The following is a 14,216-nucleotide window of genomic DNA, read 5'->3' on the forward strand; positions in this document are numbered from 1 at the left end:
CTCGGGAACACGTTTGTGGGTGTCGCGATCTCGTGTGATTGGGGCATCTTGTCATCGGACGGGCCCGTGCGGGCCGCTGGCCATGTCAAAATCGGATAACGGGCGATCCCCGTGGTGCACAACCGGACAGCTTCACCGGCCGGACAGCGGCGGCCGGAGACGCGGGGCGGGCTCATGATCACGCGGAGAACAGCGCGTGACGGAGGCATGGACTTTCCCTAGAGATTCGCCCGCCTTCGGCCTTAATGCCTGGTTTTCCGGTGTCATCGCACCAGAACTCGCTCGTCGCCCGACGCGCGCTTCAGGTAGAACAGACGGCACCCCTCACCCGGGGCTCAGGGCGTGTGTGCGACGCGCCCGGCGTCCGTACCCAGACCCATGCGGTGGTCATCCGCTGAATGGGACGACGCGGTGCCCGCCCGCTCCGAACCTGGGGCGGATACCCTCGACAGAAAAACGACAAAGGGGTCAAACAGTGGCAGCGGAGATGGTCAATCCTCGCAGCGACAGCACAAGCGGCAGTGGCGAAGGAGCCGACGGCGTGACCGGCGAAGAGCCCTTCGATCCGGCTTTCGCCCTGCACCGCGGCGGCAAGATGGCCGTCCAGGCGACCGTGCCCGTGCGCGACCGGGACGATCTGTCCCTCGCGTACACACCGGGCGTGGCCAAGGTGTGCAGCGCCATCGCCGAGCAGCCCGAGCTCGTCCACGACTACACCTGGAAGTCCCAGGTCGTCGCCGTGGTGACGGACGGCAGCGCGGTGCTGGGGCTCGGTGACATCGGCCCGGAGGCGTCCCTCCCGGTCATGGAGGGCAAGGCGATCCTCTTCAAGCAGTTCGGCGGGGTGGACGCGGTGCCGATCGCGCTCGACTGCCGGGACGTGGACGAGATCGTGGAGACCGTCGCCCGGCTCGCGCCCTCGTTCGGCGGCGTCAACCTGGAGGACATCTCCGCGCCCCGCTGCTTCGAGATCGAGCGCAAGCTCCAGGAGCGGGTCGACATCCCGATCTTCCATGACGACCAGCACGGCACGGCGGTGGTCACCCTCGCCGCGCTGCGCAACGCCGCCCGGCTGACGGACCGCGCGCTGGGCCAGCTCCGCGCCGTCATCTCCGGCGCCGGCGCCGCCGGTGTGGCCATCGCCCGGATCCTCACCGAGGCGGGCATCGGCGATGTCGCCGTGTGCGACCGCAAGGGCGTCGTCTCGCAGGACCGCGAGGACCTCACCGACGTCAAGCGCGAGCTGGCCGGGTTCACCAACAAGGCCGGGCTCACCGGATCCCTGGAGGCCGCGCTGGACGGCGCCGACGTCTTCATCGGCGTCAGCGGCGGCACGGTGCCGGAGGACGCGGTGGCGAAGATGGCCTCCGGCGCCTTCATCTTCGCGATGGCCAACCCCAACCCGGAGATCCACCCGGACGTCGCCCACCGGTACGCGGCCGTGGTCGCCACCGGGCGCAGCGACTTCCCGAACCAGATCAACAACGTCCTCGCCTTCCCCGGCATCTTCGCGGGCGCCCTCCAGGTCCGGGCCTCCCGGATCACCGAGGGCATGAAGCTCGCGGCCGCCGAGGCGCTGGCCGCGGTGGTGGCCGATGAGCTGAGCGCGGACAAGGTGATCCCCTCGCCGTTCGACGACCGGGTCGCCCCCGCCGTGACCGCGGCCGTCGCCGCGGCCGCCCGCGCGGAGGGCGTCGCCCGCCGCTGACGCCCGCCAGGGCCCAGGCGCCGTTAAGGGTTGTGCCCACACGGGCCGGTCCGCCCCTCAGCCGGAGGGGCGGACCGGCCCGTCGGCTTGTGCGCGGCGGGCGAGCGGGGTCACACCGTGGCGTGGTTCCGCGGGGTCGCCGTGCGGCCTAAGGTCGGGATCATGTTCGCTGCCTATGCCGCACGTATCGACCGTGACCAGCCGCTGAGCGGCCTCGAACTGGGGGAGCGCCCCGATCCGCAGGCCCGGCCCGGCTGGACGACCGTGAACGTCAAGGCCGCCTCGCTCAACCACCACGACCTCTGGTCGCTGCGCGGTGTGGGGCTCGGCGAGGAGTCGCTTCCGATGATCCTCGGCTGCGACGCGGCCGGGATCGACGAGGACGGCAACGAGGTCGTCCTCCACTCCGTCATCGGCCAGAGCGGACACGGCGTCGGCCCGAAGGAGCCCCGCTCCATCCTCACCGAGCGCTACCAGGGCACCTTCGCCGAGAAGGTGACCGTCCCGAGCTGGAACCTGCTGCCCAAGCCCAAGGAGCTCTCCTTCGAGGAGGCCGCCTGTCTGCCCACGGCCTGGCTGACCGCGTACCGCATGCTGTTCACCAACGCGGGGGTGCGCCCCGGCGACAGTGTCCTGGTCCAGGGCGCGGGCGGCGGGGTGGCCACGGCCGCGATCGTGCTGGGCGCGGCCGCCGGGCTGCGGATGCTGGCCACCAGTCGTGACGAGGCCAAGCGGGCCCGCGCCATCGAGCTGGGCGCCGAGAGCGCGTACGAACCGGGGGAGCGGCTGCCGCGCCGGGTGGACGCCGTGATCGAGACGGTGGGCGCCGCGACCTGGTCGCATTCGGTGAAGTCCCTCAAGCCCGGCGGCACCCTGGTGATTTCCGGCGCCACCAGCGGCCCCAACCCGAAGGCCACCGAGCTCAACCGGATCTTCTTCCTGGAGCTGAAGGTCGTCGGCTCCACGATGGGCGGGAAGGACGAGCTGGAGGACCTGCTGAGCTTCTGCGCCGCCCGCGGTGTACGACCGGTGATCGACTCGGTGCTGCCGCTGGACCGGGCCCGTGAGGGGTTCGAGAAGATGGCGGGCGGCGATCTGTTCGGCAAGGTCGTATTGACGGTCTGAATATCGCGGTGGCATATCCCCGGCCGTGGTGCGGGCCCCGGCCGTTGTGCGGGTCGGGGATTCGCGAAGTAATGCGCGGCGGCCGGCCGGCCCTCGCGCTCCGGGGAATTCCCGGAATTCCGTTACGCCGCCGACGGCCGTACGAAGCTGCGCCGGAAGCGATAGGAACGGGACGAGGCCCCCACCCGACCGGGGAAGTCGCGCACCTTGTCCCAGAGGGACGAGCCGCCGCCGCGCGGCCCATCGGCCGCCATCGCCGCCTCGTACGCCTCCACACCGGTCCAGCGGGCGTAGTTGAACACCCGGGCACGGTCGGTGCTCAGATGGCGTTCGCCGTCGACGATCAGATGGAAGTCGGCGGAGATCAGGCCCGGGTCGGGCTCATTCTCCAGGGCCTCGATGACCAGGTCGATCCAGGACCGGCGGAGCCGGGGATCGGGGTCGCTGAAGTCGATCTCGACCACGACGAACAGCCCGGGGTCCGGCGTATCGCGCTGGGCGGCGGCCGGTGCCTGGAAGCCGCGGTAGCGGCGGTACGAGGAGAGGCCGAGCCGCTCGATGTCCGGGACCGCGCTGTCGATCTCGTCGTTGCGCTCCTGGCGCTGGGTCCGGACGAAGGCGTGGTACGCGGCCTCACTGGCCCACTGGGAGTGGTGCAGCAGCGTATCGCCGTCGGTACCCGCGTAGAGGTTGTAGGAGAGCAACTCGGGCGCCGGCCAGGGGCGGCCGTCCCAGGCGGCGGCGATGGCGTCGACCGTGGCCCGCTGCCGTTCCGGTGTGGCCACGCTCCAGGTGCTGAACAGCGCGGCGCCCACATCGGGCCGGGTGAGATCGGGCAGCGGGCCGGAGCTGGGCAGAGCGGGCATGACGGTCTCCTCGCGGTCGGGAAGAGCTGAGAAGGAAAAGGGGATCGGGGTCGGAGGGGCGCCCCCCGTGGTGCGCCCCTCCGACCCCGATCCTGGAACTTCAACCGCGGTTGAGGTCAAGCGGTGGACGTAAGCCGTCCTGACGGATGCCGGGCCTATGCCTGGTCGTCCCGGAGCAGCGCGGTGATCCGCGCCGCGGTCGCCCCCAGGTGGTGGCGGGCGTCGGCCAGTTGGGCGTCCGTCACCCCGTGGTCGCGGGCCGCGTCGCGGATGTCGTCGCGGAGCCGGTCGAGCAGCCGCTCCAGATCGCGGGCGGGGGCGTCCGAGGGGGTGAAGTCCCTGGCCCACTCGGGCTCCTGGGCCCCGGCCGCGCCGCTGCCGCCGTCCCCGCTACGGCCGCTGTCGCCACCGGTCGGCTTCTCCTCCTCGCGGCCGCCCGCCGGCTTGGTCATGTCCATCCGCTCGACCTTGGTCTCCGGCCCGGACGTCTCGTCGTCCCAGCCCCAGCCCCAGTCCGAACGCGAGCCGCCCTGGCGGGAGATGCGGCTCATCCCGCGCGACACCTCGGCCAGCCCCTCGCGCACCGCCTGCTGCCAGTCGCCCGCCCGGATGTGCTCCTGCGTCTGCTCCTGGACCCGCCGGGCGATCCGCTGGACCTCCTCGCGCGCGAAGTCCTGCGCGTCCTTGGCCTGCTTACGGGCGCGCTGGGCGTCCTGCCGGGCCCGCCTGCTCTCCTCCTTCGCCCGGCGCGCCTGCTCCTTCCACTCGTCCTTCGCGCGCCGCAGGTCCTCCTTCGCCTGCCGCCAGGTCTCCTTGTCGCCCCATGGCCCCTCCCACGGGGCGTGCTTGTCCTGGCTGCCGCCGCTGCCCCCGGTGCCGCCGGAGGAGCGGGCCTGCTGGGCCGCCTCCCGCATCTCCCGCCGCAGATCGCTCGCGGAGCCGCGGACGTCCTCCCGGATCTCGGCGGCGAGTTCGGCGACCGACTCGCGGATCTCCAGCTCCAGATCGGCCAGCTCACCGCTGCGGTCGGCCAGTTCGGCGCGTCCGGCGTCGGTGATGGAGTAGACCTTGCGGCCGCCCTCGGTGGTGTGGGTCACCAGGCCCTCGGCCTCCAGCTTGGCCAGCCGCGGATAGACGGTGCCCGCCGAGGGCGCGTACAGCCCCTGGAACCGCTCCTCCAGCAGTCGGATGACCTCATAGCCGTGGCGCGGCGCCTCGTCGAGCAGCTTGAGCAGATACAGGCGCAGTCGGCCGTGGGCGAATACGGGGGGCATCAGAGGACCTTTCCCTGGGTGCCGTCGGTGGTGTCCGTGTCGTCCTCGGACGGCGGACGGCGCAGCAGCGCGATGGCGCCCGAGACGGTGGTGGCCTTGAGGCTGCCATGACCCGCGCCGAGCCGCCCGGTGATCCTCTTGGCCCCCCACTGGCCGCTGACCCGAAGATCGTCGAAGCCGTTGGAGACCGAGCCGCTGGCCGTGTTGGCCTCGACCTCGGCGTCGGCGGGGTGCGGCAGCCGGATGGCGATCTCCCCGGAGACGGTGGTGAGTCCGATGTCGGAGCACTTGGGGGCGGGGGCGAGGTCGAGCACCATGTCGCCACTGACCGATTCGGCCCGTACCAGGGGCCCGGAGCCCTCGATGACGGTGAGGTCGCCGGAGACGGAGTGGAACCGCAGGTCGCCGGTGACGGCCTGCGCCTCGACCCGGCCGGAGACGGTCTCGGCCCGCACCGGCCCGGTCAGCCCGAGCAGGGTGAAGTCGCCGGAGACACCGCGCAGTTCGGCCCGGCCGGCCAGCCCGGAGACCACGGCGGAGCCCCCGATCACGCCGACCGTGGCGCTGGTGCCGACGGGCACGGTGAGGGTGACATGGGCGGTGCGGTTCCACTGCCCGAGCCACTTGCGGAAGCCCTTCCAGGAGAGGTCGTCATAGCCCACGCTCAGGGTGCCGTCGATGTGGGAGACCTTCAGCGCCGGGCCGTCGATCTCGGAGACCTCGAGGCGGGCGGGGCCGTCGCCGGTGCCGACCACATTGACGGTGCCGCCCGCGATACGGACGTCGAGGGCCGACACCGGGTCGTCGAAGGTGAGCTTCTGTGGTGCGGTGATCGACCACTGTGATCGGGCTGACATCCCCGGCCTCCCCTGACTGGACGTGCGACGCGTCACGACGACGCAACATATCGTGTCTCTATTGAACACGATATATCGCGGTCCTGCGGAGTCAAGCCCTGGGCCGGATCCATCCCGAGAGGGGGCGCCCGGCCCGGCGGTGGCCGACTCCGGGGCGTCCGCGCGCCTGTGTGCAATCGCGCGAGCCGGTGACAGATGCATGGTGCAGTCATCGTTCCCGATGGACCAGATCACCCTTCTTCGAGAAAATCCTCCTCCCCGGAAATTCCCCGCTAGAGACTCGCTAGAGTGCTGGTAGAGCGTCATGGAGACAAATGTTCGGGGCTGTTACCTTCGTGGCCTCAGAATCGGGAAGGAAGAGGGCCGTGGGGTAATGACGTCACAACCCTTGAATACCTCGGCGCCAGAGGAAGGCCCGGAGCCGCACTCGGTTGCCCAGTTGCTGTTGCGGGCGGCGCGCGACCACGCCCATTCGGGAGTGCGCTATCTGGTCGGGCCCACGGCGAGCGAATCCGTGCGGCAGTCCTACCCGGAACTTCTGGAATCGGCGCTCGACCTCCTCTCCGCACTCCGGGGCCGGGGATTGCGGCCACGGGACACGGTGGCCCTGCTGCTGGACCGTCAGCCGGAATTCCTGACCGTCCTCTGGGCCTGTCTGCTGGGCGGCTTCGTGCCCTGCCCGATGGTGCCCATCTCCGGCGACCCGGCTCGCTGGACGGCCCAACTCACGCATGTCAACGGGCTGTTGGACGGTCCCCTGCTGGTGACCACCGAGGCGATGCGGGCCGAGCTGCCCGGGGTGCCGGGACTCGCGGTGGCCGTGGTGGAGGAGCTGCGCGACGAGGCCGCGGACCCCTCCGGCGCCGAGCGCGGACAGCCGCCCGCCGTGCACTCCGCGGCCCTGGAGGACCTCGCCCTGCTGGTGCTGACCTCCGGCTCCACCGGGAATTCCAAGGCGGTCACGCTCACCCATGGAAATATCCTGGCGTCGATGGCCGGAAAGGCGGGGAAACAACAGCTCACCGCCGCCGACACCACCTTCAACTGGATTTCCTACGACCATGTGGCCGCGCTTCTGGAAGCGCATATGCTGCCGTTGTACGTGGGTGCCGAGCAATTGCACGCGGAAGCCGCGGTCATTCTCGAGGAGCCGCTGCGGTTTCTTCGGATAATTTCCCGCCACAAGGTCACGATGACCTTTACGCCGAATTTCCTCCTCGGTCCGCTCAATTCCTCCGCCCATGAGATGGCGGAGGAGATATCGGCGGGCGGTGAAGGGCTCGATCTCAGCGCGCTGCGCCATATCGTCAGCGGCGGTGAGGCGAATGTCGTCGCGACCGGTGAGGCATTCCTCGCCCATTACGCTCCGTACGGACTGCGGGCGGGAGCCCTCTGGCCCGCCTTCGGCATGACCGAGACCTGTGCCGGATCGATCTACAACCGCGCGTTCCCGGTCACCGACGTGGGCCAGGAGTTCGCCAACCTCGGCACCCCCGTCGAGGGGCTGCGGATCCGGGTCGCCGACGACGACCACCGGGCGCTGCCCGCCGGCGAGATCGGCGAGCTCCAGCTCAGCGGGCCGATGATCACCACCGGCTACTACCACGACGAGGCGGCCACCGAGGCGGCGTTCACCCCCGACGGCTGGTTCCGCAGCGGTGATCTGGGCCGGATCGACGAGGGCCGGCTGACCCTCGTCGGGCGCAGCAAGGACAGCGTCATCGTCAATGGCGTCAACTACTTCAGCCATGAGATAGAGGCCGCCCTGGAGCAGCTCGACGACGTGGCGAGCGGCTTCGTGGCGGCGTTCCCGACCCGCCGCCCCGGCAGCGACACCGAGCAGCTCGTCATCGCCGTCAGCCCCGAACCGGCGGAGGACGACGAGGCCGGGCTGCACCGCATGATCACCGCGGTGCGCTCCACCGTCGTGATCCACTGGGGCTTCCGGCCCTTCCTCATCCTGCCGCTGCCCAAGGACGCCTTCCCCAAGACCAGCCTCGGCAAGACGCTGCGCCGGCGGATGCGCCAGCGTCTGGAGTCCGGCGGATTCGACGAGGTCATCGAGCGGGTAGCGGAGCTGACCACTCGCCGGCTCGGCGGCCACACCCCGCCCGAGGGCGAGACCGAGCGGGTCCTGGCCGAGATCTACGCCGAGATGTTCGACACCGCCCCGGAGCGCATCAGCGCCACCGCGAGCTTCTTCGACCTCGGCGGCACCTCGCTGGACATCCTGCGGCTGCGCCGCCAGGTCCACCGGCGCCTCGGCGTCGCGGAGCTGCCGGTCATCACGGTGCTCACGGCGCCCTCGGTACGGCAGCTCGCCGCCCGGCTCGGCGACGGCGGTACGCCCGGCGACGCCGTGTACGACCCGGTCGTACCGCTCCAGACCGGCGGCGGGAAGACCCCGCTGTTCTGTGTCCACCCCGGCGTCGGCGAGGTGCTGGTCTTCGTCAACCTCGCCAAGTACTTCGTCGGCGACCGGCCGTTCTACGCGCTGCGCGCCCGTGGCTTCAACGAGCACGAGAAGCCCTTCACCAGCTTCGAGGAGATGGTGGAGTGCTATGTGGAGGCCATCCGCGCCCGCCAGCCGCACGGCCCCTACGCCGTCGCCGGGTACTCCTACGGCGGCGCCGTGGCCTTCGAGATCGCCAAGGCGCTGGAGGCCCAGGGCGAGCGGGTCGACTTCGTCGGCAGCTTCAACCTTCCGCCGCATATCAAGTACCGCATGGAGGAACTCGACTTCATCGAGACCGCGACCAACCTCGCCTTCTTCCTCGACCTGATCAACAAGAAGCAGTCGCTCGACCTCCCCGCCGAGCTGCGCCCCCTGTCCCGCGAGGAGCAGCTCGCGCATCTGCTGCGGATCGCCCCGCCCGGCCGGCTGGACGAACTCGACCTGGACCTCGACACGTTCACCGCCTGGGCGGAGCTGGCCCACGGCCTCACCACCCTGGGCCGCGACTACCACCCCAGCGGCACCACCCGGTCCATGACGGTCTTCTACGCGATTCCGCTGCGCGGCACCAAGGAGGACTGGCTGGAGAACGAGCTGCGCCGGTGGGACGAGCACACCACGGAGCCGAACCGGTATCTGGACGTACCCGGTGAGCACTACACACTGATGGGCCCGCGGCATGTCGCGGCCTTCCAGGCGGTTCTGCGCAGGGAACTCGACCGTGCGCTGGGCGACGCCGACCGGGCCCGGACCGCGGGCCAGGCATAGGCCCGAGCGGGCCAGGCATAGGCCCGACCGGGCCAGGCACAAGGAGAAGAGCAGGGTGGAAGGCAAGAAGATCCTGGTCACCGGGGGCACCGGACAGGTCGCCCGGCCGGTGGCCGAGGCGCTGGCCGAGCGCAATGAGGTGTGGTGCCTCGGCCGGTTCGGCACCCCAGGTGTCGAGAAGGAGCTGAACGACCAGGGGATCACCACGTTCCACTGGGATATGAACGACCTGGACGCGGCGGCGTACGAGGCGCTGCCGGACGACTTCACCCATGTCTTCCACTCGGCGGTGCGCCGCGGCGAGGACGGCGATGTCAACGCGGCCATCGAGGTCAACTCGGTGGCCACCGGCCGGCTGATGAACCACTGCCGGCGGGCGGAGGCGTTCCTCTTCGTCTCCACCGGAGCGCTCTACAAGCGGCAGACCCTCGACCACGCGTACACGGAGGACGACCCCGTCGACGGAGTGGCCGACTGGCTGCCCGCCTACCCGGTGGGCAAGATCGCCGCCGAGGGCGCGGTACGGGCGTTCGCCCAGGTGCTCAACCTGCCGACGACCATCGCCCGGCTCAACATCGCCTACGGCCCCGGCGGCTACGGCGGAGTGCCGATGCTCTACTTCAAGCGGATGCTCGCGGGCGAGCCGATACCGGTGCCCATGGAGGGCCAGAACTGGTGCTCGCTCCTCCACACCGACGATCTCGTCGCCCATGTCCCCCATCTGTGGAAGGCCGCCTCGGCCCCGGCCACGCTGGTCAACTGGGGCGGGGACGAGGCGGTCGGGATGACCGACTGCGTGCGTCATCTGGAGGAGCTCACCGGGGTGCGGGCGCGGCTCGTGCCCAGCGAGGTCACCCGCGAGACCTATCAATTCGACCCCGCCCGGCGGCGCGAGCTCACCGGGCCCTGCCGGGTGCCGTGGCGCGAGGGCGTGCGGCGTACGCTCCAGGCGCTCCACCCCGAGCACCTTCCGTCCGAGCCGCGGCACCCCGCCGTCTGAGGAGTGGCGACCACCATGGCATCAGCGAATATCGAGGCCATTCGCGCCTCCTACGCGGGATTCCGCGACCGCGACATCGAGGGAATCCTGTCGGGCATGCACCCCGATGTGGAGTGGGTCCATCCGGAGGGGATGGCCAAGTACGGGCTCGGCGGCACCAAGCTGGGCCATGCCGGGATCAAGGAGTTCCTCGCCCATGTGCCCACCGTGCTGGGCGGGATGAAGCTCGCGCCGAGGGAGTTCATCGAACAGGGCGACCGGGTCGTGGTGTTCGGCACCCGTGAGGTGACCTCGCGCCGCGGTACGACCGTGACGCTGGACTTCGTCCACTCGTGGACGATGCGGGACGGCAAGGCGGCGCGGATGGAGGACATCTTCGACACCGTGGCGTTCCATGAACTGATCGAGAGCTGACCGAGACCGGCAAGCTCCTCAGCCGTCCGCTCCCGCGCCGAGAAGGCACGGGAGCGGACGGCCGTTCTTCCGGGAGAGGTCTCAGACGGTCCGGACGACCTCTTCGTACTCCAGGCGCGGCAGCCGGCCCATCCAGGCGTCCGGACCCGGCTTGCCGATGTTGACCACACAGACCGCCGCGTGCCGCCCGTCCTCGAAGAACTCCTTGGAGACGGCCGCGTGATCGAAGCCGATCATGGGCCCGGCGGCGAGCCCCGCGGCGCGTACGCCGAGGATGAAGTAGCCCACCTGAAGCGCGGTGTTGAAGCGTGCCGACGCCTCCCGCATACCGGGGTCGGCGAAGATCTGCTGCGGGTTCTCCATGAACGGCACCAGCCGCGGCAGCTCCTCATGGAAGTCCAGGTCCGCGGCGAGCACCGCGACCAGCGGCGCCTTGGCCGTCTTCTCCTGGTTACTCCCCGTCATATGCCCCACCAGCCGGGCGCGCGCCTCCTCCGAGCGCACCAGGACCACCCGGAGCGGCTGCTGGTTCATCGAGGTGGGCGCGTACTTGACCAGCTCGTGGATCGCGCGGACCTGCTCGTCCGTCACCGGCTCGGCGGTGAACGTGTTGGCCGTCCGGGCCTCCAGGAACAACTGCCGCTGCGCCTCCGGCGCCAGGGTGAGAGGGCTCAGGGCCTCGCTGCTCTCCGGTGCGCTCATGGGGGGCTCTCCTTGTGAAGCGGTGCGGAAACGACATGATCTGCCGATGAATTAATTGGACTGGACGGGCTAGTCCATTGCAGTGAACGAAGGCTAGACTCACACGTCCATCGAGGGCAAGACCGGCTCGGAGCGAGGAGGTTGGGCCGTTGCGGACGGACAGCGGTCCCCGGCGCAGCGCCGCGGGACGGCCCGCGGGCCCCCAGCCCGCCAAGCGGCAGGCGATATTGGAGGCGGCCGTGGCCGTCTTTCTGCGCGAGGGATACACCCGGGCGAGCGTGGACGTCATCGCGGACGAGGCCCGCGTGTCCAAGCAGACCGTCTACAACCACTTCGGCGACAAGGAACGGCTGTTCATCGCCGCCGTCGAGGAGGAACGGGAGCGGGTCGCGGCAGGATTCGCCGCCGGTTCCCCCGACGCCCCCGGACCGGACGGCACCGGACCCGACGGCACCGAGCCCGGCGAGGCGTACGACGACGGCGACGCCCGCACCGCGCTGATCCACTTCGGCCACCGGGTGCTCGCCGTACTCCTCGACGAACGGGCCTCCGCGCTGCGCCGCCTGGTCATCGCCGAGGTCGCCCGCCACCCCTCGCTGCGCCCCGCCTGCGCCGAGGGAGAGCCCCAGCAACTGGTGACCCACCTCGCCGAGCTGCTCGGCCGGCGCACCGCCCGCGGCGAGCTGACCGTGCCGGAACCGGCCACCGCCGCCCGCCAGTTCGTGGCCCTGATCGTCCAGCAGGGCCTCTACCAGTCGATGTACGGCACCTGCCCGCTCGCCGACACGCAGGCCGCGGCCGTCTGCGAAAGCGCCGCCGACCTGCTCGTCCGTGCCTACCGCCCATGAAGCCCGAAGAGAGGTGCCACCCATGCGGGTGAGCGTGCTCGGACCGCTGACACTCGGCCTCGGCGCCCGGTCCGGGGTGCCCAGCGCGATGAAGCCGCGCAAGGTCCTGTCCCTGCTGCTGCTCCACGCCGGACGGATGGTGCCGGTGCAGTCGCTGATGGCCGAGCTGTGGGGCGATCATCCGCCGCGCACCGGGCTGACCACGCTCCAGACGTACATCCTGCATCTGCGCAAGCTGCTCGCCGAGGGGCTGGGGATGCCGTCGGCCGCCGTCACCCGGGATGTGCTCCAGACCCGGCCCGGGGGCTACGCCATGGTGGTGGGCCCGGGCCAGCTCGACGTCCATGAGTACCGCGCCCTCGTCGCCGAGGGCGAAGGCGCGCTGGAGGCCGGGGACGAGCGGACGGCGGACACCTCCTTCCGGCGCGCGCTGGCCCTCTGGCAGGGCCCGGCCCTGGTCGACGTCACCCCGCACGGCCGCCCGCTGCAAGCGGAGGTCGCCCGGCTGGAGCAGTCCCGGCTCACGGTCACCGAGCGCGGCATCGAGACCCGGCTGCGGCTCGGCGGCCATCTGGAGGTGCTGAGCGACCTCGCCTCGCTGGTCGTGGAGCACCGCTTCCACGAGGGCATGCACGGGCAGTACATGCTCGCTCTCCACCGCTCCGGCCAGCGCACCCGCGCCCTGACGGTCTACCAGCGGCTGCGGATGGCGATGACGGAGGAGCTGGGGCTGGAACCCTCGGCGAAGCTGCAACGGCTACAGCAGGCGGTGCTGGTCTCCGACCCCCGGCTGGACCACGAGGCGGGGGCGCCGGGGCGCGGTCCGGTGGTGGCGTGAGGAGCGGCCGCCAGGGCCGCGACGGGCTTATACGTCACACGCGCTCAGACGGCGTCGTCCCTGGAGGACCTCGCCGCCCTCAGACGTCGTCGCCCTCAGACGTCGTCGTCTTCCTCGTCGAGCCGGGCCAGCCAGGTGGCCAGCCGCTCCACCGGAACCTCGAAGTCCGGGTTCAGGTCGACGAACGTCCGGAGCTGCTCGGCGAGCCACTCGAAGGTGACCTCCTCGGTGCCGCGTCGCTGCTCCAGCTCCTCGATACCGCGATCGGTGAAGTACAAGGGTCACTCCGGTGGGGATGGTGTGGATCTACCCGCCCAGGATATGTGGCGCCGCGGCCCGGTGAGCGACCCGAGGGCCGCCGGAGTTGACCTTGACGCGGGCGTCAATGTTTACGGTGCGTTGGCATGACAGACATGACAGCCGCGCACTTCGACGGCACAGCGGTGATCGTCACCGGTGGGGGCACGGGGATCGGGCGGGCCGCCGCGCGGACCTTCGCCGAGCAGGGCGCCCAGGTCCTGGTGGTCGGCCGGACGGCGGCCCGGCTCGCCGAGACGGCCGCCGACGCGCCGGGCGTCCGGCCGCTGGTGGCCGACGTCTCGGCGCCCGGCGCCGCCGAACTGATCGTGAACACCGCGCTGGAGGCGTTCGGCCGGATCGACGTGCTGGTCAACAACGCCGCCCTGGTCCGGCAGACGCCGCTCGGGGACATCCGCCGGGAAGCCGTGGACGAGATGCTCGCCGTCAACCTGCTCGCGCCGATGTACCTCACCGAGGCCGCGGTTCCGCATCTGACCGAGAGCGCCGGTGTCGTGATCAACGTCAGCACGGCGATCGGCCAGCGCGGCTGGCCGATGCCCGGCACCGAGCTGTACGCCGCGCTGAAGGCCGCCCTGGACACCCTGACACGGAGCTGGGCGGTGCAACTCGCCCCGCGCGGAGTGCGCGTGGCCGGTGTGGCCCCCGGCCCCATCGCCACCTCGATCGGGCGGCACCAGGGGCTCGACACCGAGCAGATCGACGCCCTGCGGACGACCCTGATCGAGCACGTCCCGCTGCGGCGGCTCGGCCAGGTGGAGGAGGTCGCCTTCTGGATCACCCAGCTCGCCAGGCCCGAGGCGGGCTACACCACCGGTGTCGTCCTGCCCGTGGACGGCGGGGCGCTGGTGGGCTAGGAGGCGCCCGGCGGATCGTGCCGCCTGCGGCGGGCTTCTCCCCTCCCCGCCCTTTCCCGACACCTGACGATATGCGGCTCCGCCGCGTGGGGGGCTCCACCCAGACCCCGGCCGGACGACTTGGACGGCGCGGGCGTCCGCCCGTTCACCGGCCGGCGGCTCGTCCACCGCGCCGCGGGTGGCGCG

Annotated in this window: 13 protein-coding genes; 8 read left to right on the forward strand and 5 right to left on the reverse strand. The window is 71.0% G+C overall.

Annotation, left to right across the window (positions count from 1 at the left end; translation table 11 throughout):
• The first annotated feature begins 475 nt into the window (after window positions 1-475).
• A complete protein-coding gene (locus ACK1X7_RS31735; RefSeq protein ID WP_385157061.1) occupies window positions 476-1,708 on the forward strand; it encodes an NAD(P)-dependent malic enzyme in 1,233 nt (410 codons plus the stop codon).
• 162 nt (window positions 1,709-1,870) lie between these two features.
• Window positions 1,871-2,833 carry a zinc-binding dehydrogenase gene (locus ACK1X7_RS31740; RefSeq protein WP_385157064.1) on the forward strand — a complete coding sequence of 321 codons (963 nt, stop codon included), beginning with the start codon at window positions 1,871-1,873 and terminating at the stop codon, window positions 2,831-2,833.
• A 122-nt stretch (window positions 2,834-2,955) separates the two neighbouring features.
• On the opposite strand, the gene ACK1X7_RS31745 is transcribed toward ACK1X7_RS31740, so the two are convergent.
• The 3 genes from ACK1X7_RS31745 to ACK1X7_RS31755 form a co-directional block, all read right to left on the reverse strand.
• A complete protein-coding gene (locus ACK1X7_RS31745; RefSeq protein ID WP_413115981.1) occupies window positions 2,956-3,699 on the reverse strand; it encodes an antibiotic biosynthesis monooxygenase in 744 nt (247 codons plus the stop codon).
• Between the two features lie 155 nt (window positions 3,700-3,854).
• Complete coding sequence (locus ACK1X7_RS31750) at window positions 3,855-4,973, reverse strand: PadR family transcriptional regulator (protein WP_385154293.1); 1,119 nt, start codon at window positions 4,971-4,973, stop codon at window positions 3,855-3,857.
• Window positions 4,973-5,830, reverse strand: coding sequence for a DUF4097 family beta strand repeat-containing protein (locus ACK1X7_RS31755; RefSeq protein WP_390792024.1), 858 nt, complete (start codon window positions 5,828-5,830; stop codon window positions 4,973-4,975). Before ACK1X7_RS31755 ends, ACK1X7_RS31750 begins: the two co-directional genes overlap by 1 nt.
• 373 nt (window positions 5,831-6,203) lie before the next feature.
• On the opposite strand from ACK1X7_RS31755, the gene ACK1X7_RS31760 reads away from it, so the two are divergent.
• From ACK1X7_RS31760 to ACK1X7_RS31770, 3 genes are read left to right on the forward strand one after another with little or no spacing between them, the layout of a single operon-like run.
• Complete coding sequence (locus tag ACK1X7_RS31760; protein ID WP_413115982.1) at window positions 6,204-9,053, forward strand: AMP-binding protein; 2,850 nt, start codon at window positions 6,204-6,206, stop codon at window positions 9,051-9,053.
• 55 nt (window positions 9,054-9,108) lie between these two features.
• On the forward strand, window positions 9,109-10,053 hold the full coding sequence (locus ACK1X7_RS31765) for an NAD-dependent epimerase/dehydratase family protein (RefSeq protein ID WP_385154302.1): 945 nt from the start codon (window positions 9,109-9,111) through the stop codon (window positions 10,051-10,053).
• 15 nt (window positions 10,054-10,068) lie between these two features.
• The gene (locus tag ACK1X7_RS31770; protein WP_211123683.1) at window positions 10,069-10,467 is read left to right on the forward strand and encodes a nuclear transport factor 2 family protein; all 399 of its coding nucleotides are present in this window, start codon (window positions 10,069-10,071) and stop codon (window positions 10,465-10,467) included.
• An 81-nt stretch (window positions 10,468-10,548) separates the two neighbouring features.
• On the opposite strand, the gene ACK1X7_RS31775 is transcribed toward ACK1X7_RS31770, so the two are convergent.
• Window positions 10,549-11,169: a malonic semialdehyde reductase gene (locus ACK1X7_RS31775; protein ID WP_385154305.1), complete on the reverse strand. Its 621-nt coding sequence runs from the start codon at window positions 11,167-11,169 to the stop codon at window positions 10,549-10,551.
• A 149-nt stretch (window positions 11,170-11,318) separates the two neighbouring features.
• Here ACK1X7_RS31775 and ACK1X7_RS31780 point away from each other — a divergent pair, with 149 nt between their 5' ends.
• Both ACK1X7_RS31780 and ACK1X7_RS31785 read left to right on the forward strand, forming a co-directional pair.
• Complete coding sequence (locus ACK1X7_RS31780; RefSeq protein ID WP_385154308.1) at window positions 11,319-12,017, forward strand: TetR/AcrR family transcriptional regulator; 699 nt, start codon at window positions 11,319-11,321, stop codon at window positions 12,015-12,017.
• A 22-nt stretch (window positions 12,018-12,039) separates the two neighbouring features.
• The gene (locus ACK1X7_RS31785) at window positions 12,040-12,855 is read left to right on the forward strand and encodes an AfsR/SARP family transcriptional regulator (RefSeq protein WP_382959649.1); all 816 of its coding nucleotides are present in this window, start codon (window positions 12,040-12,042) and stop codon (window positions 12,853-12,855) included.
• 95 nt (window positions 12,856-12,950) lie between these two features.
• Here the strand turns inward: ACK1X7_RS31785 and ACK1X7_RS31790 are convergent, their stop codons facing one another.
• Window positions 12,951-13,133, reverse strand: coding sequence for a DUF6104 family protein (locus ACK1X7_RS31790; RefSeq protein ID WP_078643568.1), 183 nt, complete (start codon window positions 13,131-13,133; stop codon window positions 12,951-12,953).
• A 126-nt stretch (window positions 13,134-13,259) separates the two neighbouring features.
• On the opposite strand from ACK1X7_RS31790, the gene ACK1X7_RS31795 reads away from it, so the two are divergent.
• Window positions 13,260-14,030 carry an SDR family NAD(P)-dependent oxidoreductase gene (locus tag ACK1X7_RS31795; RefSeq protein WP_413115983.1) on the forward strand — a complete coding sequence of 257 codons (771 nt, stop codon included), beginning with the start codon at window positions 13,260-13,262 and terminating at the stop codon, window positions 14,028-14,030.
• The last annotated feature ends 186 nt before the right edge of the window (window positions 14,031-14,216 follow it).

It is taken from the genome of Streptomyces sp. CY-1, from assembly GCF_047218265.1.
GTDB classification, from domain to species: Bacteria; Actinomycetota; Actinomycetes; order Streptomycetales; family Streptomycetaceae; genus Streptomyces; species Streptomyces niphimycinicus.